Consider the following 26,138-nt stretch of genomic DNA (forward strand, 5'->3'; position numbering starts at 1 on the left):
GCGCGGCCCGCCCCGCGGGGAGAGGATGGAAGCGGTGACCCCCTCCGACATCCGGGTCCTCGTCGTCGAGGACGACCCGGTCGCGGCCGACGCCCACGCCCTGTACGTCGGGCGGGTGCCCGGCTTCAGCGTCTCCGGCACCGTGCACTCCGGCGCCGAAGCCCGCCGCCATCTCGAACAGCACGCCGTCGATCTGCTGCTGCTCGACCTCTACCTGCCCGACGGCCACGGGCTGCAACTGGTGCGTACGCTGCGGTCGGCCGGGCACACCGCCGACATCATCGCGGTCACCTCGGCGCGGGATCTGACGATGGTGCGCGAGGGCGTCTCGCTCGGCGTGGTGCAGTACGTCCTGAAACCGTTCACCTTCGCCACCCTCCGCGACCGGCTCACCCGCTATGCGGAGTTCCGGGCCGCCACCGGCGAGGCCAGCGGGCAGGACGAGGTGGACCGGGCGATCGCCGCCCTGCGCGCGCCGCGTCCGGCCGCGCTGCCCAAGGGGCTGACCGCGGCCACCCTGCAGGCGGTGACCACGGTGCTGCGGGCGGCCGGGAGCGGGCTGACGGCGACCGAGGCGGCGGCCGACGTGGGCATCTCACGGATCACCGCCCGCCGTTACCTCGAACATCTCGTGGAGAGCGGCCTGGCCGCCCGCGCCCCCCAGTACGGCCAGGTCGGCCGCCCCGAATTGCGCTATCGCTGGTCGGGCCATTGACCCACCGTGACCGGTGACTTACTTTCAGCGGGCAGGACACCGTGGCCAGTTGGAGGTCGTGCCGTGCGCCCCATCGCCCCGCTGATGCTTCTCGCCGCCACCGTCGTGGCCGCCGGCACGCTCACCGCCTGCGGCAGCGGGTCCGGGAGCGACTCCGGCACCGTCAAGGTCGCCTTCATCAAGGACACCAACAGCAGGGTCACCGTGCGGGACGACTATGTCCGGCTGGTGGCACGGCAGTTCGAGAAGGACAACCCCGGCAAGAAGGTCCGGCTCATCCCGATCCAGGCGTCCGAGAACGACTACTACACCAAGATCCAGCAGATGATGCGCTCCCCGCGGACCGCACCGGACCTGGTCTACGAGGACACCTTCCTGGTCAACTCCGACATCACCGCGGGGCTGTTGCGGCCGCTGGACGACCACCTCCGCACCTGGGACGCCTGGCGGCAGTTCGAGCCGGCCGCGAAGGCGGCGGCCAAGGGGCAGGACGGCAGGACCTACGGCGTCCCGGACGGTACCGACACCCGCGGACTGTGGTTCAACAAGAAGATCTTCAAGAAGGCGGGGCTGCCGGCCGACTGGCGGCCCAAGGACTGGGACGAGGTACTGGCCGCGGCCCGGACGATCAAGCGCAAGGTTCCCGGCGTCATCCCGCTGAACGTCTTCACCGGCAAGGGCGCGGGCGAGGCCGCCGTGATGCAGGGCTTCGAGATGCTGCTGTACGGCACCGGCGAGCACCAGCTCTACGACCCGGGCGCGAAGAAGTGGGTCACCGGCACCCAGGGCTTCAAGGACAGCCTGACCTTCCTTGACACGGTGTACAAGGAGCGGCTGGGGCCCGATGTCTCCGATGCGCTCAGTCCCAACATCCAGACCAATGTGGCCGCCGAGCTGCTGCCCGAGGAGAAGCTCGCCATCGATCTCGACGGCTCCTGGCTGGGCCAGCAGTGGCAGAAGACGGGCGGCGGCAACCCCTGGCCCGAGTGGTCGGCCACGCTGGGGCAGGCGCCGTTCCCCACCCAGCACGGCGCCCCGCCCGGCCGGGTCAGCCTGGCCGGCGGCTGGACCTGGTCGGTTCCGCGCAAGGCCCAGCAGCCCGATCTGGCCTGGAAGTTGATCGAGACCTTCCAGTCGAAAGCGAACGCCCTCGAATGGTGCGTACGGGGTGCGCAGATCGCGGTGCGCAAGGACGTCGCGGCCGACCCCCGCTACCGGAAATCGGTGCCCGGCATCGGCTTCTTCACCGGCCTGGTCAAGATCAGCCAATACCGGCCCGCGCTGCCCGAATACCCCCGGGTGGCCGCGGCGATCGGCGAGGCCATGGAGGCGGTCACCGCCGATGACGCCTCGCCGGACAAGGCGGCCGCGGACTATGACACGACGCTGAAGTCCCTGGTCGACGGCCGGACCGTCGCCAAGCCATGACCGGCGTCCTCGCCCGGACCGCGGCCCGCGCCCGGACACCCGGCGCCCCGTCGGCCGGCTTCCGGACCCGGCTGCTGCGCTGGTCCCCGCTCGTCCCGGCCACCGTCCTGCTGCTGCTCTTCCTCGTCGGCCCGATCGGCTACTGCGTCCTGATCGCCTTCACCGACACCCAGCTGACCGGCCAGGAGTCGGCGTCCTTCGTCGGACCGGCCAACTTCGGCCGGGCCTTCGGCGATCCCGCCTTCCGCAACGCCGTGGTGCTGACCCTGGTGTTCACCGTGCTCTCCTCACTCGTCGGACAGAACACCCTGGGCCTGGCGCTGGCCGGTCTGATGCGCCGCGCCTCACGGCCCGTACGGTCCCTGACCGGTGCGATGGTGATCACCGCCTGGGTGCTCCCGGAGATCGTCGCTGGCTTCTTGCTCTACACCTTCTTCGAGCGGCGCGGCACCCTCAACGCCCTGCTGGAGTGGCTCCAACTGCCCGCTCAGAACTGGCTGTTCACGCTGCCCATCATGGCCGTGTCGTTCGCCAACGTCTGGCGCGGCACGGCCTTCTCGATGCTGATCTACTCCGCGGCGCTGGCCGGGATCCCCCAGGAGGTCACCGAGTCCGCCGAGGTCGACGGGGCGGGCGGGCTGCGGCGGCTGTGGCACATCACGCTCCCGATGATCCGCCGCTCCATCGGCACCAATCTGATGCTCAACACCCTCCAGACACTCTCCGTCTTCGGGCTGATCTGGGTGATGACACGGGGCGGTCCGGGCAACCGCAGCCAGACACTGCCGGTGTTCATGTACGACCAGGCGTTCCTGAAGTCCCTGATCGGCTACGGCACCGCGGTGGCGCTGCTGTTGCTGCTGGTGGCGGCGCTGTTCTCGGTCGCCTATCTGCGCCTGATGCGCGAGGAGGTCTGAGCCGTGCCGCTCCCCCGCCACCGCCACCGCCGGCACCGGCTGGCCGCCGACGCCGGGCTGCTGGTCGCCGCGGTGGCGTTCGCGGTCCCGCTGGTCTGGCTGGTGCTGGCGTCCCTGGACGCGGAGGCGACGCTGCGGGTGCGGCTGCCCGAGTCCCCCACGCTGCACAACTTCTCGGCCGTGCTGACCGACGAGATCACCTTCACCCCGATGCTCAACAGCCTGCTGATCTGCGGTGGCGCGACGCTGCTGACAGTGGTCTGCGCGGCACTGGCCGCCTATCCGCTGTCCCGCTTCCGCTCGCGCCTGGCCCGCCCGTATCTGCTGACCGTCCTGTTCTCCACCTGTCTGCCGATGACCGCGGTCATGGTCCCGGTCTACGGGCTGTTCGTGCAGGTCGATCTGATCGACACCCGGTACGGCACCGCGCTGTTCCTGGCCGCCGCCCAACTCCCGTTCGCCATCTGGCTGATGAAGAACTTCATGGACGGAGTGCCGAAGGTCCTGGAGGAGGCGGCGTGGACGGACGGCGCCTCCTGGCCGCAGACCCTGCTGCGGGTGATCCTGCCGCTGATGGGACCCGGTGTCGCCGTCGTCGCGATCTACACCTTCATCATGATGTGGGGCAATTTCTTCGTGCCCTTCATGCTGCTGATCTCCCCCGAGCAACTGCCCGCCTCGGTGAGCATCTTCACCTTCTTCGGCAATTACGGCGCCATTGCCTTCGGTGAACTGGCGGCCTTCTCGATCCTGTACTCGACACCGGTCGTCGCGCTGTACGTCCTTGTCTCCGGACGGCTCGGCGGCGGCTTCGCGCTCGGTGGCGCCGTGAAGGGCTGAGGGGATATTCCCCCGCGGAAAGCCCAGGCGGGACCGGAAAACCGGTCGGCTGGTAGCTTCCTACGACTTTCCGGCTTGGGTATCCGCACGATAGGTGCGGCCGCACCCCGTCACTTACCGTGTGCCGGTGAACACGCAAGCCGGGGAGCCCCGCCGGCCCCCTTTCAACGCCGAGGCCGCCCGCCGGCTCCGCGAGGCCCTCGGCATGACCCCGGCCCATGTCGCCTACGGCATATGGGCCGCCTTCGGCATGCGGATTGCGCCCGAAACGGTGGCGTCCTGGGAATGGGGGGAGAGCAGCCCCTCGGAAGCCGAACTGACCGCGCTGGCCGGCGCCCTGTGGTGCACACCGGGCGAGCTTCTCGGCGCACCGGGCACCCTGCGCGAATACCGTCTGGCGCTCGGTCTCGCCCCGGTGGACCTCGCGCGGCGGATCGGCATGGAGGCGAGCGCGTACGAGCGTCTGGAGGCCGGCGGGAAGTGGCGCGGCAACGACCGGCAGGCCGCGGCGCTCGCCGAGGTACTGCGGCTGCCGCTGCCCGCACTGCTCCGCTTCACCGGCCGGGACGAGAAGCTGGCCGAGCTGCTGACCAGCGCGGCCACCACCCGCTGGCAGGCCTACGTCCGGCCCGTGGGCAAGCTGGTCCCGCTGCCCAGGCAGCGGATCCAGGGCGTTCTGCAGGATCTGCACGGCGAGTATCAGGCGACCATGACCGCTACGCTCAACTGGGGCGGCGGGGGCAGCGCCGAGGAGTCCGGCAGGGCGGGGCGCGCCTTTCTCGACGCCATCGTGGCGGAATTCTGGGCCCGGGCCGGCGCGCAGGAACCCTGAGCGCGGACGGACCCCTGAGTCCTCCCGTCGGCCGCTGGGCGGAGGGCCGTCCGTCCAGAGGATGACGCCGGGGCCGGTGATGGCACTTCCGGCCGGTGAGGCTTTCGGTCCCTGCGGGTGAGGACCGGGCTGACCTGCGCCTTCAAGAATAGGAACGTCGCATTCTTCCGTTCCTTCTCCAGGAGTCCCCGTGTCCCACGCGGCTGCCTTCCAGGGCGTCCCCGGTTCCCCCGCCCCCACCCGCGCCACCGCTGCCGTCGCCGCCCGCGCCACGGATCTGAGCAAGGTCTACGGCCAGGGGGACACCCGTGTGGTCGCACTGGACTCCGTCTCGGTCGAGTTCGGCAAGGCCCAGTTCACCGCCATCATGGGCCCCTCCGGCTCCGGCAAGTCGACGCTGATGCACTGCATGGCGGGTCTGGACGCGATCTCGTCCGGCTCGGCCCGGATCGGCGATGTGGAGCTGGCGTCGCTGAACGACAAGCAGCTGACGCGGCTGCGCCGGGACAAGATCGGCTTCATCTTCCAGGCGTTCAATCTGCTGCCCACGCTGACCGCGCTGGAGAACATCACGCTGCCCATGGACATCGCGGGCCGTAAGCCGGACCGGGAATGGGTCAGCCGCGTCATCGAGACGGTCGGCCTGTCCGGGCGCCTGGCACACCGGCCGGCGCAGCTCTCCGGGGGCCAGCAGCAGCGGGTCGCGGTCGCCCGGGCGCTGGCCGCCCAGCCGGAGATCATCTTCGCGGACGAGCCGACCGGCAACCTCGACTCCCGCTCCGGCGCCGAAGTCCTGGGCTTTCTGCGGGAGTCGGTGCGGGCCATGAACCAGACGGTGGTGATGGTCACCCACGACCCGGTCGCCGCCGGCTATGCGGACCGGGTGGTCTTCCTCGCGGACGGCCGGATCGTCGAGGAGCTCCACGCGCCGACCGCGGACGCCGTCCTGGACCGGATGCGGCTCTTCGACTCCAAGGGCCGTACGAGCTGACACCGGCGCACGGCCCTCCCGCGCTCCCCGGCGCGCTGCCCTCCATCCCGAGCCACCGGACCCAGGACTGACACCACCACCATGCTGCGAACCGCCCTGCGCAACGTCCTTGCGCACAAAGCCCGATTGATGATGACCGCGCTCGCGGTCCTGCTCGGCGTCGCCTTCGTCGCCGGCACCCTCATCTTCAGCGACACCGTCGGCGAGGCCGTCAAGAAGGCCTCCACCAAGAACCTCAAGGACGTGGCCGTCTCCGTCCAGGCCGTCGCCGACGACAACGCCCCGTTGACCGGCAAGGACGGCAAGCGCACCACCGCCCTCGACAACAAGGTCGTCGACACCGTCCGTGCGCTGCCCGGCGTGCAGTCCGTGCGGCGCAATGTCACCGGCACGGCCACCCTCGCCGGCCCGGACGGCATCCCGATCGGCAACGGCTGGCAGAACCTCGCCGCCAACTTCCAGCCGGACAAGGACGGCTACGACGCCCGCTACCCGCTGATGCGGGGCCGCGGACCGGCCGCCGGCGACGAGATCGCGCTGGACGAGGCCACCGCGAAGGCGGCCGGCCACAAGCTCGGCGACTCCGTGCGGTTCGCCACCGACGGCCCGGTACTGACGAAGAAGCTGGTCGGCATCGTCACCAGCGAGGACCCGCAGGTGACCGCCGGCGGCAGCCTGGCGCTCTTCGACACCGCCACCGCACAGAAGCTCTATCTGCACCCCGGCCAGTTCGACGAGCTGGTGGTGGGCGCCGCGCCCGGTACCGACCAGCAGTCCCTGACCGCCAAGATCCGCGAGATCCTGCCCAAGGACCGGGCCGAGGCCACCAGCGGCACCGAACTCGCCGCCGAGCAGTCCCGGATGATCGCCGAACAGAACAAGTCCCTGAGCCAGACCCTGCTGGTCTTCGCCGGTATCGCCCTGTTCGTCGGTATCTTCATCATCGCCAACACCTTCACCATGCTGATCTCCCAGCGCAGCCGGGAGATCGCCCTGATGCGCGCGATCGGCGCCTCCCGCCGGCAGGTGGTCCGCTCGGTACTCACCGAGGCCTCCCTGCTGGGCCTGGTCTCGTCCGTCATCGGGTTCGGGCTGGGCGCCGGGATCGCGGTGGGCCTGCGGGCGGTGCTCGACGCCAATGGCGCGGGCTTCCCGGACGGTCCGGTCATCATCAGCCCGACCGCGGTGCTCTCCTCGCTCGCGGTGGGTGTCGTGGTGACCGTACTCGCCGCCTGGCTGCCGTCCCGCAAGGCGGCGAAGATCGCCCCGGTGGAGGCGCTCAACACCGTCGAGGCGCCGCCGGCGCTGCGCAGCCTGGTGATCCGCAACTCCCTGGGCGCGGTCGTCACCGGCCTCGGCGTCGCGGTCATGTTCTACGTCACCACGCTGAAGTCCTCCGACGACATGCCGATCGCGATGGCGGGCTCGATGCTGACGCTGACCGGCGTCATCATCCTCGCTCCGCTGCTGTCGCGGCCCCTGGTCTCGCTGGCCGGTGTGCTCACCACCCGGCTCTTCGGCATCGGCGGGAAGCTGGCCAAGGAGAACGCGCTGCGCAACCCGCGCCGTACGGCGGCGACCGCTTCGGCGCTGATGATCGGCCTCACCCTGATCACCGGGATGACGGTCGTCGGGAACTCCGCGCAGGTGGCCACGGACAAGATGACGGCCAAGGGACTGAAGGCCGACTACAAGATCGAGACCTCCACGTTCGTCGGTCTGGACACCAAGCTGTCGCAGAAGGTGGCGGACATCCCGGGCGTCACGGCGATGGCTCCGGTGCGCAACTCGGGCTTCGAGGCCGGTGATTCCTACCTGAACCTGGTCGGCACCGACCTCGCGGCGATCGGCAAGGTCGCCCAACTGGACTTCAAGAGCGGTTCGCTGGCGGCGGCCGGCGCCAACGGCATCGCGATCTCCCAGACCGCGGCCAAGGAGCACGGCTGGCAGACCGGCGAAACCCTCGACGCGTCCTTCGAGGACAAGAAGAAGGCGAAGCTGAAGATCGCCGGGATCTACGCGGACAACCAGGAGGTCGGCGAGGCGATCGGCGCCACGTCCCTGGTGGACCCGCACCTGCGCGAGATGAAGAACGAAAAGCTGCTGGTGAAGGCCGCTGACGGCCCGACGGAAGGACTGGAGAAGCAGATCCGGCACGCCCTCGGCGACAGCCCGCTGCTGACGGTCAAGGACCACGCCGACCTGCGCAAGGAGAACGCCGGCCAGATCGAGACCATGCTCTACATCATGTACGGACTGCTGGGCATGGCCGTCATCATCGCGGTGGTGGGCGTCGTCAACACCCTCGCCATGTCGGTCTTCGAGCGGACCCGTGAGATCGGGATGCTGCGGGCGATCGGACTGGACCGCAGCGGCATCAAGCAGATGGTCCGGCTGGAGTCGGTGGTCATCTCGCTGTTCGGCGCGGTGCTGGGGATCGGCGTGGGGATCTTCCTCTCCTGGGCCGGCAGCAATCTGGTCAGCGAGGGGCTCCCGACGTACGAACTGCTGCTGCCCTGGGGCAGGCTCGGGCTGTTCGTGCTGATCGCGCTGGTCGTGGGGGTGCTGGCCGCGCTGTGGCCAGCCCGCCGGGCGGCCCGGCTGAACATGCTGGAGTCCATCGGCGCACAGTGACCGCGCGGACGAACGGCGGCGCGCCTCCCCTCGGCCGAGGGGAGGCGCGCCGCCGTCGTGGTGGGTGCGGAACGGCTGTGGCTCAGAAGACCGACTCGGCCTCGTCCATCCGCCAGTCGGGCACCGTCTTGAGCTCGGTGACCGCCTCGGCGAGCGGCACCATCGTGATGTCGGTGCCGCGCAGCGCGGTCATCCTGCCGAAGTCGCCGCGGTGGGCGGCCTCGACGGCGTGCCAGCCGAAGCGGGTGGCGAGCACCCGGTCGTACGCGGTGGGGGTACCGCCGCGCTGGACATGGCCGAGAATGACCGGGCGGGCCTCCTTGCCGAGGCGCTTCTCCAGCTCGATGGCGAGGTGGTTGCCGATACCGGAGAACCGCTCGTGACCGAACTGGTCGATCGCGCCCTTCTTGTAGTCCATGGTCTCCTCGGCGGGGTGGGCACCCTCCGCGACACAGACGACCGCGAACTTCTTGCCCCGGGCGAACCGCTCCTCGACCATCGTGACCAGGTCGTCGACGTCGAAGGGGCGCTCGGGCAGACAGATGCCGTGGGCGCCGCCGGCCATCCCGGACTCCAGCGCGATCCAGCCGGCGTGCCGTCCCATCACCTCGACGACCATCACCCGCTGGTGCGACTCCGCGGTGGTCTTGAGGCGGTCGATCGCCTCCGTCGCGACGCCGACGGCGGTGTCGAAGCCGAAGGTGCGGTCGGTGGAGGAGATGTCGTTGTCAATGGTCTTGGGGACGCCGACGACCGGCATCCCGGCGTCCGCCAGCATCCGCGCGGCGGTGAGGGTGCCCTCGCCGCCGATCGGGATCAGGACGTCGATGCCGTAGTCCTTGGAGAGGTCCTTGGACTTCTCACAGGCCTCGCGGAGCCGGTTGCGCTCCAGCCGGGACGAGCCGAGGATGGTGCCGCCGCGGGCGAGAATGCCGCTGACCGCGTCGAGGTCGAGCTTGCGGAAGCGCCCTTCGAGCAGCCCCTTGAAGCCGTCCTCGAAGCCTATGACCTCGTCGTCGTGCCCGGTGAGGGCACGGTGGACAACAGACCGGATCACAGCATTGAGGCCGGGACAGTCGCCGCCTGCGGTGAGGACTCCGATACGCATCGTGCTGTGTCTCCTGTGCTCGCTGTTGGTTCGTGTGAGCCGGTCCGATTGTTTCACGGGCCGGCCGGCCCTCCCCGCACACAGACCTCACCCCTACTGTCCCCGTACCGGCTCCACAAGGGAAACTGGGAGAGCGGCTTATCCACTGCCGCAGGTATTGTCAAGAGGGGCAAGCCCACGATAACGGCTGATTTTGACCTTGCGGCCAACGGAATGGATCGGAGAGCACGCGTGACGCGCAGCGTGTACGTGACCGGTATCGACCGCGGCGACGGCCGCCAGGTCGTCGAGCTGGGAGTCATGGAGCTCCTGACCCGCCATGTCGACCGGGTGGGGGTCTTCCGCCCGCTGATGCACAGCAACGGACCCGACCGGCTCTTCGACCTGCTGAGGGCCCGCTACCGGCTCACCCAGTCCGCCGAAACCGTCTACGGCCTGAGCTACGACGAGGCCGCCACCCTCCAGGCCGAGCGCGGCACCGATGAGCTGGTCTCCCGGCTCGTCGACCGCTTCCACGCCGTGGCCAGGGACTATGAGTACGTCCTGGTCCTCGGCTCGGACTTCGCGGCCACCAGCCTCCCGGACGAGCTGGCCCTCAACGCCCGGCTCGCCAATGAATTCGGCGCCTCGGTGCTGGCCGTCGTCGGCGGCCAGGGCCAGGAGGCCGAGTCCGTCCGCGCCGAGGCCCGCAACGCCTACCGCGCCTACGACTCGCTGGGCTGCGACGTCGTGGCCATGGTCGTCAACCGGGTGACCCCCCAGCACCGCGAGGCCATCGTCGACCGCCTCGCCGCCCGGCTCCCCGTGCCCTGCTACGCGCTCCCCGAGGACGGCTCGCTCTCGGCGCCGACCGTCGGCCAGATCGTGCACACCCTCGGCGCCGAGGTGCTGCTCGGCGACGACTCGGGGCTCGCCCGGGACGCCCGGGACTTCGTCTTCGGCGGCGCCATGCTGCCGACCTTCCTCAAGGCGCTCACCCCCGGCGCTCTCGTGGTGACCCCCGGGGACCGGGCGGACCTGGTCATCGGCTCGCTCGCCGCGCACAGCGCCGGTGCCCCGCCGATCGCCGGTGTCCTGCTCACCCTCGACGAGCGGCCCGGCCCCGACATCATGGCGCTGGCCGCCCGCCTGGCGCCCGGCACCCCGGTGGTCTCCGTACCCGGCGGCTCCTTCCCGACCGCGGGCGAGCTGTTCGCCATCGAGGGCAAGCTGAACGCCGCCTCCCCCCGCAAGGCGGAGACCGCGCTCGGCCTCTTCGAGCGGCATGTGGACACCGTGGAGCTGACCAACCGCATCTCCGTCGCCCGCTCCGGCCGGGTCACGCCGATGATGTTCGAGCACGAGCTGATCGAGCGCTCCCGCGCCGGCCGCCGCCGCGTCGTCCTCCCCGAGGGGAGCGAGGAGCGGGTGCTGCGCGCCGCCGACGTCCTGCTGCGCCGCGATGTCTGCGATCTGACGCTGCTGGGCGAGGAGGAGGCGATCCGCAAGCGCGCCGCCGACCTGGCCATCGATCTGGCCGGCGCCCAGATCATCGACCCGCAGACCTCCGAGCTGCGCGAACGGTTCGCCGAGCGCTACGCACAGCTGCGCGCCCACAAGGGCGTCAGCGTCGAGCTGGCCTTCGACGTGGTCGCGGACGTCTCCTACTTCGGCACGCTGATGGTCCAGGAAGGCCTGGCCGACGGCATGGTCTCCGGTGCGGTGCACTCCACCGCGGCCACCATCCGCCCCGCCTTCGAGGTCATCAAGACCAAGCCGGGCGCCCAGATCGTGTCCTCGGTGTTCTTCATGTGCCTGGCCGACCGGGTGCTGGTCTACGGGGACTGCGCGGTCAACCCGGACCCGAACGCCGAGCAGCTGGCGGACATCGCCATCCAGTCGGCCACCACCGCCGCCCAGTTCGGCGTCGAGCCGCGGATCGCGATGCTGTCGTACTCGACCGGCACCTCCGGCTCCGGTGCGGACGTCGACAAGGTCCGCAAGGCCACCGAGATCGTCCGTGAGCTGCGCCCCGATCTGCTGGTCGAGGGCCCGATCCAGTACGACGCGGCGGTGGACGCGGCGGTCGCGCGCACCAAGCTCCCCGAGTCCGATGTCGCGGGCAAGGCCACCGTGCTGATCTTCCCGGACCTGAACACCGGCAACAACACCTACAAGGCCGTGCAGCGCTCGGCCGGTGCGGTCGCCGTCGGTCCGGTCCTGCAGGGTCTGCGCAAGCCGGTCAACGACCTCTCGCGCGGCGCCCTGGTGCAGGACATCGTCAACACCGTGGCCATCACCGCCATCCAGGCCCAGGGTGCCCAGCCCGGCGCCGCACACACCGCCTGACCCAGGCCCCGCCCGTCTCCCCCACCCCATCGGAAAGCGCTACATGACTGCCACCGCCACCCGCGTTCTCGTCCTCAACTCCGGCTCCTCGTCGGTGAAGTACCAGCTGCTCGACATGGAGCCGGACTCGGCCGGCGGCTCCGCCGCGGGCACCCGTCTCGCCGTGGGACTGGTCGAGCGGATCGGCGAGGAGACCTCGCGCCTGGCCCACACCCCGCTGGCCACCGGCGGCGGCACACGCGAGACCGAAGGCCCGATAGCCGACCACGAGGCCGCGCTGAAGGCCGTCGCCGCGGAGCTGTCCGCCGACGGTCTCGGCCTCGACTCCCCGCAGCTGGCCGCGATCGGGCACCGGGTGGTGCACGGCGGGCTGAAGTTCACCGCACCGACCGTGATCGACGACGCGGTGCTCAAGGAGATCGAGCGGCTGGTGCCGGTCGCCCCGCTGCACAACCCGGCGAACATCACCGGCATCAGGACCGCCCAGGCCCTGCGCCCCGACCTGCCGCAGGTCGCGGTCTTCGACACCGCCTTCCACACCACGATGCCGGAGTACGCGGCCCGCTACGCCATCGACGTGGAGACCGCCGACGCCCACCGCATCCGCCGCTACGGCTTCCACGGCACCTCGCACGCGTATGTCTCCCGCAAGACCGCCGAGCTGCTGGGCAAGGACCCCTCCGAGGTCAATGTCATCGTGCTCCACCTGGGCAACGGCGCCTCCGCCTCGGCGGTGGCCGGCGGCCGCTGTGTGGACACCTCGATGGGGCTCACCCCGCTGGAGGGCCTGGTCATGGGCACCCGCTCCGGCGACATCGACCCGGCGGTGACCTTCCACCTCAAGCGGGTCGCGGGGATGTCGGAGGACGACGTCGATGTGCTGCTCAACAAGAAGAGCGGACTGGTCGGGCTGTGCGGCGACAACGACATGCGGGAGATCCGGCGCCGGATCGACGAGGGTGACGAGCGCGCCCGGCTCGCCTTCGACATCTACATCCACCGGCTGAAGAAGTACATCGGGGCCTACACCGCGGTGCTCGGCCGGGTCGACGCGGTGGCGTTCACCGCGGGCGTCGGGGAGAACGCCGCCCCGGTGCGCGCGGCCGCCGTCGCCGGCCTGGAGGAGATGGGTCTGGCCGTGGACGCCGACCTCAACGCCGTACGGTCCGGCGAGCCCCGGCTGATCTCGCCCGAGTACGCCCGGGTGGCGGTCGCCGTCGTACCGACCGACGAGGAACTGGAGATTGCCCAGCAGACATACGCCCTGGTCAACGCCTAGACATTGGTGTTTCCACCTACCGGAATATTCCGCTCTGAAACAAACCGATAGGATTCCGCCATGCGCCGTTCCAAAATCGTCTGCACCCTGGGCCCCGCCGTCGACTCCTACGACCAGCTGAAGACGCTGATCGAGGCCGGTATGAACGTGGCCCGTTTCAATATGAGCCACGGGACCCAGCCGGAGCACGAGGAGCGGTATCACCGCCTCCGAAAGGCCTCCGAGGAGACCGGCCGCGCCGTCGGTGTGCTGGCCGACCTCCAGGGCCCCAAGATCCGCCTGGAGACCTTCGCCGACGGCCCCGTGGAGCTGGTGCGGGGCGACGAGTTCGTCATCACCACCGAGGACGTCCCCGGTGACCGGACCATCTGCGGGACGACCTACAAGGGCCTGCCCGGCGATGTGTCCAAGGGCGACCCGGTCCTGATCAACGACGGCAATGTCGCCCTCCAGGTCGTCGAGGTCGACGGCCCGCGGGTGCGCACCATCGTCATCGAGGGCGGGGTCATCTCCGACCACAAGGGCATCAACCTGCCCGGCGCCGCGGTGAACGTCCCCGCGCTGTCCGGGAAGGACATCGAGGACCTGAAGTTCGCCCTGCGGATGGGCTGCGACATGGTCGCGCTGTCCTTCGTGCGGGACGCCAAGGACGTCCAGGACGTGCACCGCGTCATGGACGAGGTGGGCCGCCGGGTCCCGGTCATCGCCAAGGTCGAGAAGCCGCAGGCGGTCGCCAACATGCAGGAGGTCGTGATGGCCTTCGACGCCGTCATGGTCGCCCGTGGTGACCTGGCGGTGGAGTACCCGCTGGAGAAGGTCCCGATGGTGCAGAAGCGCCTGGTGGAGCTGTGCCGCAGGAACGCCAAGCCGGTGATCGTCGCGACCCAGATGATGGAGTCGATGATCACCAACTCCCGCCCGACCCGCGCCGAGGCGTCCGACGTCGCCAACGCCATCCTCGACGGCGCCGACGCGGTCATGCTCTCCGCCGAGTCGTCGGTGGGCCAGTACCCGATCGAGACCGTCAAGACGATGTCGAAGATCGTCGAAGCGGCCGAGGAGGAGCTGCTCTCCAAGGGCCTCCAGCCGCTGGTGCCCGGCAAGAAGCCGCGCACGCAGGGCGGTTCGGTGGCGCGCGCGGCGTGCGAGATGGCGGACTTCCTGGACGGCAAGGCGCTGATCGCCTTCACCAAGTCCGGTGACACCGCCCGCCGCCTCTCCCGCTACCGCGCGGCCCAGCCCATCCTGGCCTTCACCACCGAGGCGTCCACCCGCAACCAGCTCACGCTGAGCTGGGGCGTCGATGCCTTCGTCGTGCCGCACGTCGACAACACCGACGCGATGGTCGACCTGGTCGACGCCGAGCTGCTCAAGCTCAAGCGCTACAGCAAGGGCGACACCATGCTCATCACCGCCGGTTCGCCCCCCGGCGTCCCCGGCACCACCAACATGGTCCGGGTGCACCACCTCGGCGGCGAGCAGGCCTGACCCTCCGGCGCACGAAAAGGCGGTGGGCCGCCCCCTGGGGAGGGGGCGGCCCACCGCCGTTTTCTGTGCGGCTCCCGAACGGGTCGGTGGCCCGGGGCGTGCTCAGCCGGTCATGAACTGGTGCAGACCCGGGACGTGGAGGTTGCCGCCGAACTGGCCCGCCTGGTCGATCTTCACCTTGGTGAAGTAGGCGAACGGGACATTGAGCGGCGGCGGGTGCTCGGGGTCGAAGACGATCGGGATCAACCCGAAGAGGTTGCCCTGCAGCCGCTCGGTGTACATCGTCACCTTGCCGCCGCGGATCGTGGACGTGGACCCCTGGGACGCCTGTACGTGGTACTTCTTGCCGGACGCCCGGTCGTCGACGGTCTGATGCAGATCACCGATGTCGACGCTGTCCGCGGTGAACTTCAGGGCCTGCTTGGTGTGGCCGTTCTGGGTGGTGACATTGACGACGCCCTCGTAGTTCAGACCGCGCAGGGTGAGCGCGCTGGACTCCAGGTGCCAGGGGTCGTCGGGCAGGGTGACGGGCGTCTGCTCGTCCTCGCCCTTCTGCTTGTTCTCGACGACACAGGGGTACGCCTTCTTGCCGTCGGCGTCCTTGCCGTCGACGCCACCGCCGGGCAGGGCGTTGTCCGCCGCACCCACCGCGCCGTGGACGGTGTCGTTGACCGTCTTCGACCCGTTCTTGACGGTGTCACCGGCCTTGTCGGCGCCGTCCTTGAGGCGGTCGACGGTGTCCGTGACCGGCTCGGTGACCTTCTCCGTGGCGGACCCGGCGTCCTTCGACGCGGACGCCGAGGGGCTCGGGGAGGCCGTCCCGGACGCGGAGGGGCTCGGCGAGGCGGCCGGCTCCTCGTCCTTGTCGTCCCCGCCCAGGAGACCGCCGAGCGCATCACCGATGCCGCCCAGCAGGCCCCCGTCGTCCTCCTTCTCCTCGGAGGGCGACGGCGACGGGGTCGCGGAGCCCGAGGGCTCGTCGGTCTTCGCGGAGCCGGACGGTTCGGGCTCGGGCGTCTTGTCCGTGTCCTTGCCGGCCGAGGGGGAGGGCGAGGCGGAGGGCTCGTCCGACGGCTTGGTGTCGTCCTTGCTGTCCTTCGCGCCGTCCTTGGACGCGCCGTCCTTCTGCTCCACCTTGTCCGGAGCAGTGACGCACGGGCCGTCCTTGAAGGGGCTCTTGGGCGCCGGCTTGGCTATCGCCATCTGGGGCGTCAGCCCCATGCCCATGAGCACGGCGGAGGGCATGGCGGCGATGGCTATCGCCTTGCCCGCGGGCACGTGGAACCGAGTCAGCAGCGGCTTCCTCGGTGCCGCGTGCCGCGGCCCGGTTCTCGCCCCGGTAGCTGCGTTCTCCTCGTGCAGCTCGTCACCCGGCACGGTGCCTCCCGTTCGTTCCGTTGGTCGGGCTCGTTCCTGACAGGTCGTCCAGTCCATTGCCCAACCCGGGACCGGCGGCAGGCGCCGGGTGCGTGGCGACCACCGGTCCGGCGACCGTGTGACGGGCCGGCTCCTCGGTGTCGTTCCCGCCCTGAGAGGTCCTGCCCGGCGCCCAGGAGACACCGAGCGCACCGCCGATCAGCCCCAGAAGGAAGCCGATCAGGAAGGCGCCGAAGTTCGAGACGACCAGGGAGACCAGGGAGAGCAGAATCGCCGCCACACCCGCGAAGACACGCGAGGCCGGCTGGAACCACATGGTCAGACCGAGCACGACCAGCAGTACGCCGATGATCAGCGAGCCGGCGCCGGCGGTGGTCGCCATGCGGACGGTCAGGGAACCGATCGTGAGATTCGCGTAAGGGATGTACATGATCGGGATGCCGGCCAGCAGAGTCAGCAATCCGCCCCAGAACGGGCGGTGTCCGCGCCACTCCCGGAACGAAATCCGCTTCCGGCCGATGGTCTCGATCAGCCGTGGTCGCGTTTCGGCGCTCATGTCGTACAGCTCCTCGGGACTGGCAAATCGGTGGTTCTGTGCTGGGTGTCCTACTGAGCGCTACCCGCGTACGGGCACGGGGAACGGCAACTGCCGCACAGCTCGCCCCGCGCCCGCACGCTCAGTGCGTCAGAAGCACTCGCTCTTGCCCTTGGCGACGCTCATCTTGAGGCCGCTGAGCTTGAACGTGCCGGCCGTCGTGGCCCAGGCAGTCTGCTTGACGTGGGTCAGCGTGGCCGAGTCGGCCTGCTGGGCGAACGAGCCCGGGTCGGCCTTGTCGCCCTTGTGCATGCCCGGACCCTTGGTCGTCGAGCCTGCAGCAACACCGATGTCGATGTTGTTGAAGGTCGCGTCCGCGTCCAGCTGGTCGAGGTCGATGTAGAGGTTCTTCGCCTCGACAGGCGTGGCTCCGCCACCGGCCGACAGCTTCATCGACACATCGCCGAAGACCGGGACCGGAACAACTACCGACTGGCACAGGTTCTTGATCTTGGCGTTCGAGAACCCCGAGACCGCCACCGGGACCTGCTTGCCGCCCTTCTGGGCGTCAATGGCTCCGTACTGAACAAAGCCGGTGCCGTCCAGACGGTCCGTAGTGACCTTGAACTGCTGACCGGACACACTGAACGATGCCGCGAGCGCACCCTGCGAAAGGGCGACGCCGATCGCGGCGGTCGCCGCGACGCTGGGCACCATGACGACGGCGAACCGCTTCCATCTGGTCCCGCCACGAGCCAGGGACTCCATGACTTTCCTCCTTCTCGGACGTACATCTCCGGTACCGGCCGCCCGAGTTGGGAGCGGTACCTGGGATGGGAGAAGTGCTACGTCCTCGGGAAGGAGAGCGCCTGTTCTCGGAGGCACATCGTGTTCCGAATACCGGCGATCACCCCCGAGCGACAACCACTGGCCACGCTCTCGCGCAACCTCCTGGACAGGCCCTGCCGGGTGGGGCAGAGACCCCCCTGTCCACGGCCGGCGCCACTGCCGCCGACCACTCGGTGGGGACCCAAGTACCCCGCTGCACCGACCGGATGCCGGGCTGGAGGAATGGACCGAGCCTGGCCGATCGTGGTCCATTCACGGCCGCCGCACAAGGGGCTCGTTACTTGCGGGTAACGGCCCGATAAACACGCCACGACACGGCGAAATCAACTGGACACAGAACGTCGTCGTTAACAGTGAGGGGACATGAGGCAATTGCGGACACAGTGCCGCAAGAGGGTCGCCCAGACTTACTTGAAGTAACAGCGGCCACGTTTACCAAGTTTTGGTAAAACGTGGCCGCTGTGCCGTTTGTTTGGTCAACTCACGGAGGCCGTACTGGTCAGAAGCGGGCGAGTCAGAAGACAGCGGGTCAGAACAGCACCCGGGCAAGCGCCGTACGGGCCGCCGTTACCCGCGGATCGTCCGCACCGATGACCTCGAACAGCTCCAGCAGCCGCACCCGCGCGGCCTCCCGGTCGTCCCCCGCGGTCCGCTTCACCGCGTCGACCAGCCGCCCGAAGGCGTCCTCGACATGGCCGCCGACCAGGTCGAGGTCCGCGGCACGGATCTGCGCCGGCACATCGGCCGGGTTCTCCGCGGCCTCCTTGCGCACCGCCTGCGGATCCAGGTCCTGCACCCGGCGCAGGAGTTCGGCCTGCGCCAGACCCAGCTTGGCCTCCGGGTTGCCGGGGTCGTCGGAGAGCACGTTCTTGTAGGCCTGCACGGCACCGCCCAGGTCGCCGGAGTCCAGCGCCTGGTTCGCGGCCTCCAGCAGGGCGTCATAGGGGCCGGCCGGCGCCGGGGCCTCGGCCTCCGGCTGCTCACCCGCGGCCTGCGGGTCGACGGGCGCCCCCACGATGCCGAACTGCTGCTCGGCGGCCTGCACCAGCTGGTCGAGCACATCGCGGATCTGCGACTCGGGGGCCGCGCCCTGGAACAGCGGGATCGGCTGGCCCGCCACCACCGCGAAGACCGCCGGGATGCCCTGCACCCCGAACTGCTGGAACAGCATCTGGTTGGCATCGACGTCGATCTTGGCCAGCACGAACTTGCCGGCGTACTCCCCCGCGAGACGCTCCAGCAGCGGACCGAGCTGCTTGCACGGCTCGCACCACTCGGCCCAGAAGTCGATGACGACCGGAACCTCGGTGGAGCGCTGCAGGACGTCCTGCTGGAACCCTGCCTCGTCGACGTCAAACACCAGGCGGGCACCGCTCGTGGGCGCCCGGCCCGTACGGGCGGCCTCGGCGCGTGCCTGCTCCGCCTTCTGCTTCGCTTCCCCGGCCGCCTTCACCGCTGCGAGGTCGACGACTCCACTCATGGACATATTGCGTGGCTGCATGGGTCCATCCTCCCCCCTGGGCGGCCCGTTCCGAAAAGCGATCCGGAAAGCGGTGCGGTCGGCGATCTGATCGGTACGGCGGTCGGTGGTGCGGTCGGTCGTGCGGAAGGCGGCTCCGGCGGTGCAACCGGACCTTTCGCCGGGCACCGCACCCCGTCCGCACACCCCGCCGGAATGCCGGTGTGCGTCCGGGACCGCTGCCCGTCCGGTCCCGAGGAGGACCGTTGTCCGGCCCCGAGGAGGGCCGTCGTGCGCGGCCATGGGTCCCCACCCATGGCCAGTGGTTATCGCTCTTACGCTACGACCCGTAGCGTAACTCGCCGTCGCCCCCGCGCAACCACCAGTTCCGGCCCCACGCCGAGTGATCTCCCTCACGGAGGACGCCGCCCGGCCTCGTACTGGCCGGTATGGTCGCCCGCATGCACCACTCCGCCAGCCCCCGCAAGGGCCGCACGGGCCGCCCCCGCAGCGCCGAGACCGACCAGGCGATCCTCTGCGCGACCCGTGCGGCGCTCGTCGACCTGGGCTGGGGGCGGCTCACCATGAGCGATGTGGCGGCCCGCGCCGGCGTGGCCAAGACGACGCTCTACCGCCGCTGGGCCAACAAGAACGAGCTCGTCGTGGACGCCGTGGCGGTCCTTTTCGACGAGCTCGAACTCCCCGACCGGGGCTCTCTGCGGTCCGACATCGAGGGCGTGGTGCTGCAGTTCGGCGCCCTGCTGGCCCGGCCGGAGACCAAGACGGCGCTGATGGCCGTGGTCGCCGAGTCCACCACCGACGAAGCGCTGCGCGAGCGGATCCGCTCGGCGATCGTCGACCGCCAGAAGCGGCTGGTCCTGCTCGGCCGTTCGCGCGCCCAGACCCGCGGCGAACTGCCCCCGGACACCCCCGGTGAGGAGGGCGAACGGGCGGCCACCCGCAACATGGACCTGATCTTCGATGTGATCGCCGGTGCGATCGTGCACCGCACCCTGGTCAGCGGCGAGCCCGTGGACGCCGCCTGGGGGCGCGACTTCACGACCCTCTTCCTCACCGGCCTGGGCGGCCTGGGCGAGCACGGCTGAGGCCGGGCGCCCCGCCGCGGTACGGCGGCGGGCGCCCGGCCCCGGTGCCGGTCAGACCTGGTAGCGGTCCGCCGCGAAGAGGTGCAGGTGCTCCGCCACCCACTCCGAGGTCCGCTTCAGGCCCTGCTCCAGCGAGACCTCCGGCTGCCACGAAGCCCACTCGCGCGCCCGGGAGTTGTCCGACAGCAGCCGCTCGACCTCGCTGCCGGCCGGCCGCAGCCGCTCGGCGTCCACCACCACCTCGGCCTCCCGGCCCGACGCCGCGATCAGCGCCTCGGCGAGCGCGCCGATCGCGATCTCCCGGCCGGTGCCGAGATTGACGACCTCGCCCAGCGCCCGGTCGCAGTCGGCCATCGCCAGGAACCCGGCCGCGGTGTCCGTGACATAGGTGAAGTCGCGGGTCGGGGTGAGCGAGCCGAGCTTGATCTGCCGGGCGCCGGCGTGGAGTTGGGCCAATATCGTGGGGATCACGGCCCGCGCCGACTGCCGCGGCCCGTAGGTGTTGAACGGCCGCACCACGGTCACCGGCAGCCCGAAGGCGTGCCGGTGCGACAGCGCCATCATGTCCGCGCCGATCTTCGAGGCGGAGTACGGCGACTGCGGCTGCAGCGGGTGGTCCTCGCCGATCGGCGCGGTCAGCGCCGTCCCGTAGACCTCGCTGGTGGACGTGTGCACCAGACGGCGCACCGCATGGCGCCGGCAGGCCTCCGCGACGTTCTCCGTCCCCACCACGTTCGTCTGCACATACGCGCCCGGGGAGTCGTAGCTGTACGGAATCCCGATCAGCGCGGCCAGATGGAAGACGGTGTCGCAGTCCGCGACCGCGTCCATCACCCGGCCCGCGTCCCGGACATCGCCCGCGATCATCTCGACCGGGCCGCCCGGCACGAGATAGCGCGCCAGGTTTCCCTTTTCGGCGTACGGCTTGTAATGGACGAACGCGCGGACCTCGGCGCCGGCCTCCACCAGCATGTCGACCAGGGTCGAGCCGATGAACCCCTCGGCCCCGGTCACCAGGACCTTGCGGCCCGTCCACTGCTGCGTCGTGCTGTTCATGCTGTCTCCTTCATCCTGAGGTGCTGAGCAAGGGGGTGACCGGCCAGCGCCAGCGCCTTGGCGGCCAGCAGGTCGGCGGCCTGCGCATGGGTGCCGGGGTCGGCGGCCGCGCCCATCGCGGCGAGCCGGTCCGGGTCGTCGAGAAGCGGGGTGACCAGCGCGTCCAGCCGCTCGGCCGAGGTCTCCGGGTCGGGCAGCAGCAGCGCCGCCCCGGCGTCGGAGAGCACCCGCGCGTTATGGGTCTGGTGGTCGCCCGGCGCATGGGGATACGGGACGAGGACGGCCGGCATCCCGATCGTGGCCAGCTCGGCGACGGTCGCCGAACCGGCCCGGCACACCACGAGATCGGCGGCGGCGTAGGCCAGATCCATCCGGTCGAGGTACGGGACGGCCTCGGCGACCGCGTCCCCGCCGTTGGCCGCCAGCCGGGCCCGGGTCTCCTCCAGGGCCGCGGGCCCGGTCTTGATCAGCAGCCGGAGATCCGTACGCGACCGGTAGCGGCCGGCCAGCCCGACCGCCGCCTCGGTCAGCCGGGCCGCGCCCAGGCTGCCGCCGTTGAACAGCAGCAGCCGCGCGTCGTCCGGAATGCCGAACGACCAGCGGGCGTCGGGCCGCAGCCGCTCCCGGTTCAGTTCGGCCAGCGGGCCGACCAGCGGCATCCCGACCGTCTCGGCCCGCTCGCCGCCCGCCAGATGCTCCCGGCTGCGGTCGAAGGCGAGGGCGAGATGCGGGGTGAGCCGGGCCGCGAACTTGTTGGCCCGGCCGGGCACCGCGTTGGACTCATGGATCAGGCTCGGCAGCCCGGCCATCCTGGCCCCGACGATCACCGGGGCGCTCGGATAGCCGCCCATACCGACCGCGACCTGGGCTTTCTGTTCCTTGAGAATCGCCCGGCACTGGCCACCCGAGCGCAGCAGCGCGGCCGGCAGCAGATAGCGTCGGGCGCCGAGTGCGGGATCGAAGGGGATCATGTCAACGGTGTGCAGCCGGTATCCGGCCTGCGGGATCAGCCGCGTCTCCAAGCCGCGTTCGGTCCCGACGAAGGAGATCACCGCCTCGGGCACGGCCCGGCGGAGCGCGTCGGCAAGAGCGAGACCGGGATAGATATGGCCGCCGGTGCCGCCCGCACCGATCACGACAGAGAGTGGTGTGCGCATGGCCGCCACGCTCGCGATGTGCCCTAAGAAGCTTCTAAGAGAGGTGTTTGGCAGCCTATGTCCATGCCGCCCACCCCCGGGAACACCCCAGCCCCCAAGATCCTCGTCGTCGACGACGAACCGGAGGTGCGTGCCGCCGTCGAGGACGGCCTCGCCGTGGAGGGCTACGCGGTGCGCGGCGCCGCCGACGGCCTGGCCGCCCTCTCGGAGGTCGCCGCCTGGCAGCCGGACGCCCTCGTCCTGGACGTGCTGATGCCCGTCCTGGACGGTCTGGCCGTCTGCCGCCGGCTGCGGGCCCTGGACGACCGCACCCCGATCCTCGTCCTGACCGCGCTGGACTCGGTCAGCGAACGGGTCGACGGGCTGGACGCCGGCGCCGACGACTACCTCGTCAAACCCTTCGCCCTGGACGAACTGGTCGCCCGGGTCCGGGCCCTGCTGCGGCGGGCGTCGGCCACGGCCGTGGAGGACACCCAGCTCTCCTTCGGCGATCTGGTCGTCGACCCGGTGACCCGCACCGGCCACCGGGCGGGCCGTCCCCTGGAGTTCAGCCGCACCGAATGGGCGCTGCTGGAGCTGTTGCTGCTGCACCCCGGGCAGGTGCTGCCGCGCGAGGTGATCCTGGAGCGCGTCTGGGGCCGCGACTTCGGCCCGGACTCCAACTCCCTGGCCGTGTACATCGGTTATCTGCGCCGCAAACTGGAGGCGGGCGGCGAGTCCCGTCTCGTCCACACCGTGCACGGGGTCGGCTACCGCCTGGACCACGCGGAGGGCGCATGACCGGCACCCGTGGCCTGGGGGCCCGCTGGCGGCGGCGCCGCCCGCTGCGCGCCCGGCTGGCGCTCGCGGCCTCCGCCGCGGTGGCGCTGGTGGCGGTCGGTGTCTGCGCCGCGGCGTTCACCATCATCGACTACCAGATGACCCGTCAGCTGAAGCTGACCCTGACCCAGACGGCCACCCAGACGATCCGGGACCGCCACGACTGGGGCCCGACGCCCAGTGACACCCTCTGCCGGTACCCGGCCTCTTCCTGCGTCCAGATCGTGCCGTCCGACCCCGCCAAGGACCCGCGCGAGCCGTATGTGCTGCACGTCTCCGACGCCACCCGCCAGGTCGCCGACGGCCGGCGCGCGGCGTTCTACGACAGGCAGAAGGTGGCCGGCCGGCCGGTCCTGATGCTCACCACGCGCCTGGGGGACAAGGACGAGGCGGTGCAGATCGCCCAGCGCTCCGACACCGTCGACCGGGGCGTGGAACGGGCCGCCTGGGCGCTGGCCGCGGTCGGCGGCGCCGGTGTCCTGCTGGCCGCCGCACTGGGCTACTGGGTGTCCCGTACGGGCCTGGCCCCGGTCGCCCGGCTCACCGCCACCGCGGAGCGGATCGCCGCCACCCGCGACGCCCGCCATCGCATCGAACTCCCCGCGGGCCCGGCGGGCCGGGAGGACGAGATCACCCGGCTCGCCACCAGCTTCAACACCATGCTCGGCGAACTGGAGCAGTCCGTCACCGCCCAGCGCCGGCTGGTCGCCGACGCCTCCCACGAGCTGCGCACCCCGCTGACCGCGCTGCGCACCAACGCCGAACTCCTGGCCCGCGCCGACCGTTTGACCGACGCCCAGCGCGACCGGGCCTCGGCCGCCCTGGGCCGGCAGCTGCGCGAGGTCACCACCCTCGTCAACGATCTGATCGAACTCGCCCGCGACGAGGAACCCCAGCCGCTGGTCGAGCAGGTACGCCCGGCCGCCCTCCTGGAGCATGCCGTGGGCGCGGCCCGGGAGCACTGGCCGGAGCTCACGTTCACCACCGCCATCGACCCCGCCGCGGCGGGCACCGTGATCCCCGGAGTGCCGCCCCGCCTCGCCCGGCTGCTGTCCAACCTGCTCGACAACGCCGCGAAGTTCTCCCCGCCGGGCGGCCCGGTCGAGACCGATCTCTCCTGCGCGGCGGGCGCGTTGGTCCTGTCCGTACGCGACCACGGCCCCGGCATCGAGGCCGGCGATCTGCCCCATGTCTTCGACCGCTTCTACCGCGCGAAGGCGGCCCGTGCCCTGCCCGGCTCCGGTCTGGGCCTGGCGATGGCCCGCCAGATCGCCCGCGCCCACGACGCCGACCTCACCGCCGAGCAGGCACCGGGGGGCGGGGCCCTCTTCCGGCTGCGGATTCCGCTGCCGTAGCGCGGCGGCGGGCCGCGGGGCGGCCGGTGCGGCGCCGGGGGCCCGCAGACAGGGGCGGGGCGGCAGGCAGGTCGCCCGCCGCCCCGCCCCGGGGCCGCTCCTCCCGGCCGGACGTCAGAATCCGGCGGGCTCGGTGTAGATGCCCCACTCGTCGCGCAGGGCCCCGCAGATCTCGCCGAGCGTCGCCTCGGCGCGTACGGCCTCCAGCATCGGCTCGATCATGTTGCCGCCACCCCGGGCGGCATCCAGCATCGTCTTGAGCGCGGCCTGCACCCGGGCGTCGTCCCGCGCCGCCTTCCGCGTCCCGAGCACCCGCACCTGCTCCCGCTCGACCTCATGGCTGACCCGCAGAATCTCCAGATCGCCGGTGACCGAGCCGTGGTGGCAGTTGACGCCGACGACCTTCTTGTCGCCCTTCTCCAGCGCCTGCTGGTACCGGAAGGCGGACTCGGCGATCTCGCCGGTGAACCAGCCGTCCTCGATGCCGCGCAGGATGCCGGAGGTGATCGGGCCGATCGGGTGCTCGCCGTTCGGCACCGCCCGCCTGCCGCGCTCCTTGATCTGGTCGAAGATCTTCTCGGCGTCCGCCTCGATCCGGTCGGTCAGCGCCTCGATGAACCACGAACCGCCCAGCGGGTCCGCGACATTGGCGACGCCGGTCTCCTCCATCAGCACCTGCTGGGTGCGCAGCGCGATCTCCGCGGCCTGCTCACTGGGCAGCGCCAGGGTCTCGTCCAGGGCGTTGGTGTGCAGCGAGTTCGTGCCGCCGAGCACGGCCGCCAGGGCCTCGACGGCGGTGCGTACGACGTTGTTGTACGGCTGCTGGGCGGTCAGCGAGACACCGGCGGTCTGGGTGTGGAAGCGCAGCCACTGCGCCTTCTCGCTCGTGGCGCCGTACACATCGCGCATCCAGCGGGCCCAGATCCGGCGTGCGGCGCGGAACTTGGCGATCTCCTCGAAGAAGTCCAGATGCGCGTCGAAGAAGAAGGACAGGCCGGGGGCGAAGGTGTTGACGTCCAGCCCGCGGGAGAGGCCGAGCTCCACATAGCCGAAGCCGTCGGCGAGGGTGTACGCCAGCTCCTGCGCGGCCGTCGCGCCCGCCTCGCGGATGTGGTAGCCGGAGACCGAGAGCGGCTTGTACGCGGGGATGCCGCGGGCGCAGTGCTCCATCAGGTCGCCGATCAGCCGCAGATGCGGCTCCGGCTGGAAGAGCCACTCCTTCTGCGCGATGTACTCCTTGAAGATGTCCGTCTGGAGCGTGCCGTTGAGGACACCCGGGTCGATCCCCTGCCGCTCGGCGGCCACCAGGTACATGCAGAAGACGGGGACGGCGGGACCGCTGATCGTCATGGAGGTCGTGACATCGCCCAGCGGGATGTCCTTGAAGAGGACCTCCATGTCGGCGGCGGAGTCGATGGCCACGCCGCAGTGCCCGACCTCGCCGAGCGACCGCGGATCGTCGGAGTCGCGGCCCATCAGGGTCGGCATGTCGAAGGCGACGGAGAGGCCGCCGCCGCCCGCCTTGAGGATCATCTTGTAGCGCTCGTTCGTCTGCTCGGCATTGCCGAAGCCGGCGAACTGGCGGATCGTCCATGTCCGCCCGCGGTAGCCGGTCGGATACAGCCCCCGGGTGAAGGGGAACTCGCCCGGCCAGCCGATCCGCTCGAAGCCCTCGACCGAGTCGCCGGGCCGGGGTCCGTACGCCGGCTCGACAGGATCACCCGAAAGCGTGGTGAAGTCCGCATCCCGCTTACGGGCGGAGTCGTACCGAGCCTGCCAGCGGCGGCGGCCCTCATCGATCGCGTCAGCGTCCATACCCTTGAATTTACTAGGACGTCCTAGTAGTTGTCGACGGGAGAGGCTGA

At 70.6% G+C, this 26,138-nt stretch carries 21 protein-coding genes; 13 read left to right on the forward strand and 8 right to left on the reverse strand.

The annotated features are described in order from the left end of the window. The first annotated feature begins 25 nt into the window (after positions 1 to 25). The 7 genes from SLV14N_RS12020 (at position 26) to SLV14N_RS12050 (ending at position 8,357) form a co-directional block, all read left to right on the forward strand. Complete coding sequence (locus tag SLV14N_RS12020) at positions 26 to 715, forward strand: response regulator (RefSeq protein ID WP_208680923.1); 690 nt, start codon at positions 26 to 28, stop codon at positions 713 to 715. A 63-nt stretch (positions 716 to 778) separates the two neighbouring features. Then, positions 779 to 2,143 carry an extracellular solute-binding protein gene (locus tag SLV14N_RS12025; protein ID WP_208680924.1) on the forward strand — a complete coding sequence of 455 codons (1,365 nt, stop codon included), beginning with the start codon at positions 779 to 781 and terminating at the stop codon, positions 2,141 to 2,143. Next, a complete protein-coding gene (locus SLV14N_RS12030) occupies positions 2,140 to 3,060 on the forward strand; it encodes a carbohydrate ABC transporter permease (RefSeq protein ID WP_263269305.1) in 921 nt (306 codons plus the stop codon). Before SLV14N_RS12025 ends, SLV14N_RS12030 begins: the two co-directional genes overlap by 4 nt. Before the next feature lie 3 nt (positions 3,061 to 3,063). Further along, positions 3,064 to 3,900 carry a carbohydrate ABC transporter permease gene (locus SLV14N_RS12035; RefSeq protein ID WP_263269307.1) on the forward strand — a complete coding sequence of 279 codons (837 nt, stop codon included), beginning with the start codon at positions 3,064 to 3,066 and terminating at the stop codon, positions 3,898 to 3,900. A 121-nt stretch (positions 3,901 to 4,021) separates the two neighbouring features. Beyond that, on the forward strand, positions 4,022 to 4,732 hold the full coding sequence (locus SLV14N_RS12040; protein ID WP_208680927.1) for a helix-turn-helix transcriptional regulator: 711 nt from the start codon (positions 4,022 to 4,024) through the stop codon (positions 4,730 to 4,732). A 190-nt stretch (positions 4,733 to 4,922) separates the two neighbouring features. After that, positions 4,923 to 5,723, forward strand: coding sequence for an ABC transporter ATP-binding protein (locus SLV14N_RS12045; protein WP_208680928.1), 801 nt, complete (start codon positions 4,923 to 4,925; stop codon positions 5,721 to 5,723). 81 nt (positions 5,724 to 5,804) lie between these two features. Further along, the gene (locus SLV14N_RS12050) at positions 5,805 to 8,357 is read left to right on the forward strand and encodes an ABC transporter permease (protein ID WP_208680929.1); all 2,553 of its coding nucleotides are present in this window, start codon (positions 5,805 to 5,807) and stop codon (positions 8,355 to 8,357) included. Between the two features lie 82 nt (positions 8,358 to 8,439). Here the strand turns inward: SLV14N_RS12050 and SLV14N_RS12055 are convergent, their stop codons facing one another. Beyond that, positions 8,440 to 9,465 (reverse strand): ATP-dependent 6-phosphofructokinase, encoded by a 1,026-nt coding sequence (locus tag SLV14N_RS12055; RefSeq protein ID WP_208680930.1) that lies wholly within the window; start codon positions 9,463 to 9,465, stop codon positions 8,440 to 8,442. 231 nt (positions 9,466 to 9,696) lie between these two features. Between SLV14N_RS12055 and pta the strand changes: the two genes are divergently transcribed. From pta to pyk, 3 genes are read left to right on the forward strand one after another with little or no spacing between them, the layout of a single operon-like run. Next, complete coding sequence (gene pta, locus SLV14N_RS12060) at positions 9,697 to 11,793, forward strand: phosphate acetyltransferase (protein ID WP_263269309.1); 2,097 nt, start codon at positions 9,697 to 9,699, stop codon at positions 11,791 to 11,793. 43 nt (positions 11,794 to 11,836) lie between these two features. After that, complete coding sequence (locus SLV14N_RS12065; protein ID WP_263269310.1) at positions 11,837 to 13,072, forward strand: acetate kinase; 1,236 nt, start codon at positions 11,837 to 11,839, stop codon at positions 13,070 to 13,072. 60 nt (positions 13,073 to 13,132) lie between these two features. After that, the gene (gene pyk / locus SLV14N_RS12070; RefSeq protein ID WP_208680933.1) at positions 13,133 to 14,560 is read left to right on the forward strand and encodes a pyruvate kinase; all 1,428 of its coding nucleotides are present in this window, start codon (positions 13,133 to 13,135) and stop codon (positions 14,558 to 14,560) included. A 102-nt stretch (positions 14,561 to 14,662) separates the two neighbouring features. Here pyk and SLV14N_RS12075 read toward each other — a convergent pair whose 3' ends face one another. From SLV14N_RS12075 to SLV14N_RS12090, 4 genes are all read right to left on the reverse strand, one after another. Continuing rightward, the gene (locus SLV14N_RS12075; RefSeq protein ID WP_263269311.1) at positions 14,663 to 15,937 is read right to left on the reverse strand and encodes a hypothetical protein; all 1,275 of its coding nucleotides are present in this window, start codon (positions 15,935 to 15,937) and stop codon (positions 14,663 to 14,665) included. After that, positions 15,927 to 16,493, reverse strand: coding sequence for a DUF6114 domain-containing protein (locus SLV14N_RS12080; protein WP_127153072.1), 567 nt, complete (start codon positions 16,491 to 16,493; stop codon positions 15,927 to 15,929). Before SLV14N_RS12080 ends, SLV14N_RS12075 begins: the two co-directional genes overlap by 11 nt. 129 nt (positions 16,494 to 16,622) lie before the next feature. Then, the gene (locus SLV14N_RS12085; protein WP_018087337.1) at positions 16,623 to 17,240 is read right to left on the reverse strand and encodes a DUF6230 family protein; all 618 of its coding nucleotides are present in this window, start codon (positions 17,238 to 17,240) and stop codon (positions 16,623 to 16,625) included. Positions 17,241 to 17,850: 610 nt separating this feature from the next. Beyond that, positions 17,851 to 18,822 (reverse strand): tetratricopeptide repeat protein, encoded by a 972-nt coding sequence (locus SLV14N_RS12090; RefSeq protein WP_208680935.1) that lies wholly within the window; start codon positions 18,820 to 18,822, stop codon positions 17,851 to 17,853. Between the two features lie 419 nt (positions 18,823 to 19,241). Here SLV14N_RS12090 and SLV14N_RS12095 point away from each other — a divergent pair, with 419 nt between their 5' ends. Continuing rightward, complete coding sequence (locus SLV14N_RS12095; RefSeq protein WP_263269313.1) at positions 19,242 to 19,886, forward strand: TetR/AcrR family transcriptional regulator; 645 nt, start codon at positions 19,242 to 19,244, stop codon at positions 19,884 to 19,886. 51 nt (positions 19,887 to 19,937) lie between these two features. Here the strand turns inward: SLV14N_RS12095 and SLV14N_RS12100 are convergent, their stop codons facing one another. Continuing rightward, positions 19,938 to 20,942 (reverse strand): GDP-mannose 4,6-dehydratase, encoded by a 1,005-nt coding sequence (locus SLV14N_RS12100; RefSeq protein WP_263269314.1) that lies wholly within the window; start codon positions 20,940 to 20,942, stop codon positions 19,938 to 19,940. After that, positions 20,939 to 22,099, reverse strand: a complete 1,161-nt coding sequence (locus tag SLV14N_RS12105; RefSeq protein ID WP_208680938.1) for a glycosyltransferase — start codon at positions 22,097 to 22,099, stop codon at positions 20,939 to 20,941. The genes SLV14N_RS12100 and SLV14N_RS12105 overlap by 4 nt, the downstream gene beginning before the upstream one ends. Before the next feature lie 57 nt (positions 22,100 to 22,156). Here SLV14N_RS12105 and SLV14N_RS12110 point away from each other — a divergent pair, with 57 nt between their 5' ends. Together SLV14N_RS12110 and SLV14N_RS12115 are read left to right on the forward strand one after the other, a co-directional pair. Continuing rightward, a complete protein-coding gene (locus tag SLV14N_RS12110; protein ID WP_208680939.1) occupies positions 22,157 to 22,879 on the forward strand; it encodes a response regulator transcription factor in 723 nt (240 codons plus the stop codon). After that, the gene (locus tag SLV14N_RS12115; protein ID WP_208680940.1) at positions 22,876 to 24,273 is read left to right on the forward strand and encodes a cell wall metabolism sensor histidine kinase WalK; all 1,398 of its coding nucleotides are present in this window, start codon (positions 22,876 to 22,878) and stop codon (positions 24,271 to 24,273) included. The genes SLV14N_RS12110 and SLV14N_RS12115 overlap by 4 nt, the downstream gene beginning before the upstream one ends. A gap of 114 nt (positions 24,274 to 24,387) precedes the next feature. Here SLV14N_RS12115 and SLV14N_RS12120 read toward each other — a convergent pair whose 3' ends face one another. Further along, positions 24,388 to 26,088, reverse strand: coding sequence for a methylmalonyl-CoA mutase (locus tag SLV14N_RS12120; protein WP_208680941.1), 1,701 nt, complete (start codon positions 26,086 to 26,088; stop codon positions 24,388 to 24,390). Positions 26,089 to 26,138 lie beyond the last annotated feature (50 nt).

Origin of the sequence: Streptomyces sp. Je 1-4 4N24 (assembly GCF_026239515.1) — a bacterium.
GTDB classification, from domain to species: domain Bacteria; phylum Actinomycetota; class Actinomycetes; order Streptomycetales; family Streptomycetaceae; genus Streptomyces; species Streptomyces nigrescens.

Excerpts from the sequence above, each read along its gene's own strand:
- SLV14N_RS12055 (WP_208680930.1), bottom strand. The coding sequence starts at position 9,465 with ATGCGTATCGGAGTCCTCACCGCAGGCGGCGACTGTCCCGGCCTCAAT.
- SLV14N_RS12020 (WP_208680923.1), top strand. The coding sequence starts at position 26 with ATGGAAGCGGTGACCCCCTCCGACATCCGGGTCCTCGTCGTCGAGGAC.
- SLV14N_RS12030 (WP_263269305.1), top strand. The coding sequence starts at position 2,140 with ATGACCGGCGTCCTCGCCCGGACCGCGGCCCGCGCCCGGACACCCGGC.
- SLV14N_RS12120 (WP_208680941.1), bottom strand. The coding sequence starts at position 26,088 with ATGGACGCTGACGCGATCGATGAGGGCCGCCGCCGCTGGCAGGCTCGG.
- SLV14N_RS12105 (WP_208680938.1), bottom strand. The coding sequence starts at position 22,099 with ATGCGCACACCACTCTCTGTCGTGATCGGTGCGGGCGGCACCGGCGGC.
- pyk (WP_208680933.1), top strand. The coding sequence starts at position 13,133 with ATGCGCCGTTCCAAAATCGTCTGCACCCTGGGCCCCGCCGTCGACTCC.
- SLV14N_RS12110 (WP_208680939.1), top strand. The coding sequence starts at position 22,157 with ATGTCCATGCCGCCCACCCCCGGGAACACCCCAGCCCCCAAGATCCTC.
- SLV14N_RS12095 (WP_263269313.1), top strand. The coding sequence starts at position 19,242 with ATGCACCACTCCGCCAGCCCCCGCAAGGGCCGCACGGGCCGCCCCCGC.
- SLV14N_RS12090 (WP_208680935.1), bottom strand. The coding sequence starts at position 18,822 with ATGCAGCCACGCAATATGTCCATGAGTGGAGTCGTCGACCTCGCAGCG.
- SLV14N_RS12100 (WP_263269314.1), bottom strand. The coding sequence starts at position 20,942 with ATGAACAGCACGACGCAGCAGTGGACGGGCCGCAAGGTCCTGGTGACC.
- SLV14N_RS12080 (WP_127153072.1), bottom strand. The coding sequence starts at position 16,493 with ATGAGCGCCGAAACGCGACCACGGCTGATCGAGACCATCGGCCGGAAG.
- SLV14N_RS12050 (WP_208680929.1), top strand. The coding sequence starts at position 5,805 with ATGCTGCGAACCGCCCTGCGCAACGTCCTTGCGCACAAAGCCCGATTG.
- SLV14N_RS12115 (WP_208680940.1), top strand. The coding sequence starts at position 22,876 with ATGACCGGCACCCGTGGCCTGGGGGCCCGCTGGCGGCGGCGCCGCCCG.
- SLV14N_RS12085 (WP_018087337.1), bottom strand. The coding sequence starts at position 17,240 with ATGGAGTCCCTGGCTCGTGGCGGGACCAGATGGAAGCGGTTCGCCGTC.
- SLV14N_RS12065 (WP_263269310.1), top strand. The coding sequence starts at position 11,837 with ATGACTGCCACCGCCACCCGCGTTCTCGTCCTCAACTCCGGCTCCTCG.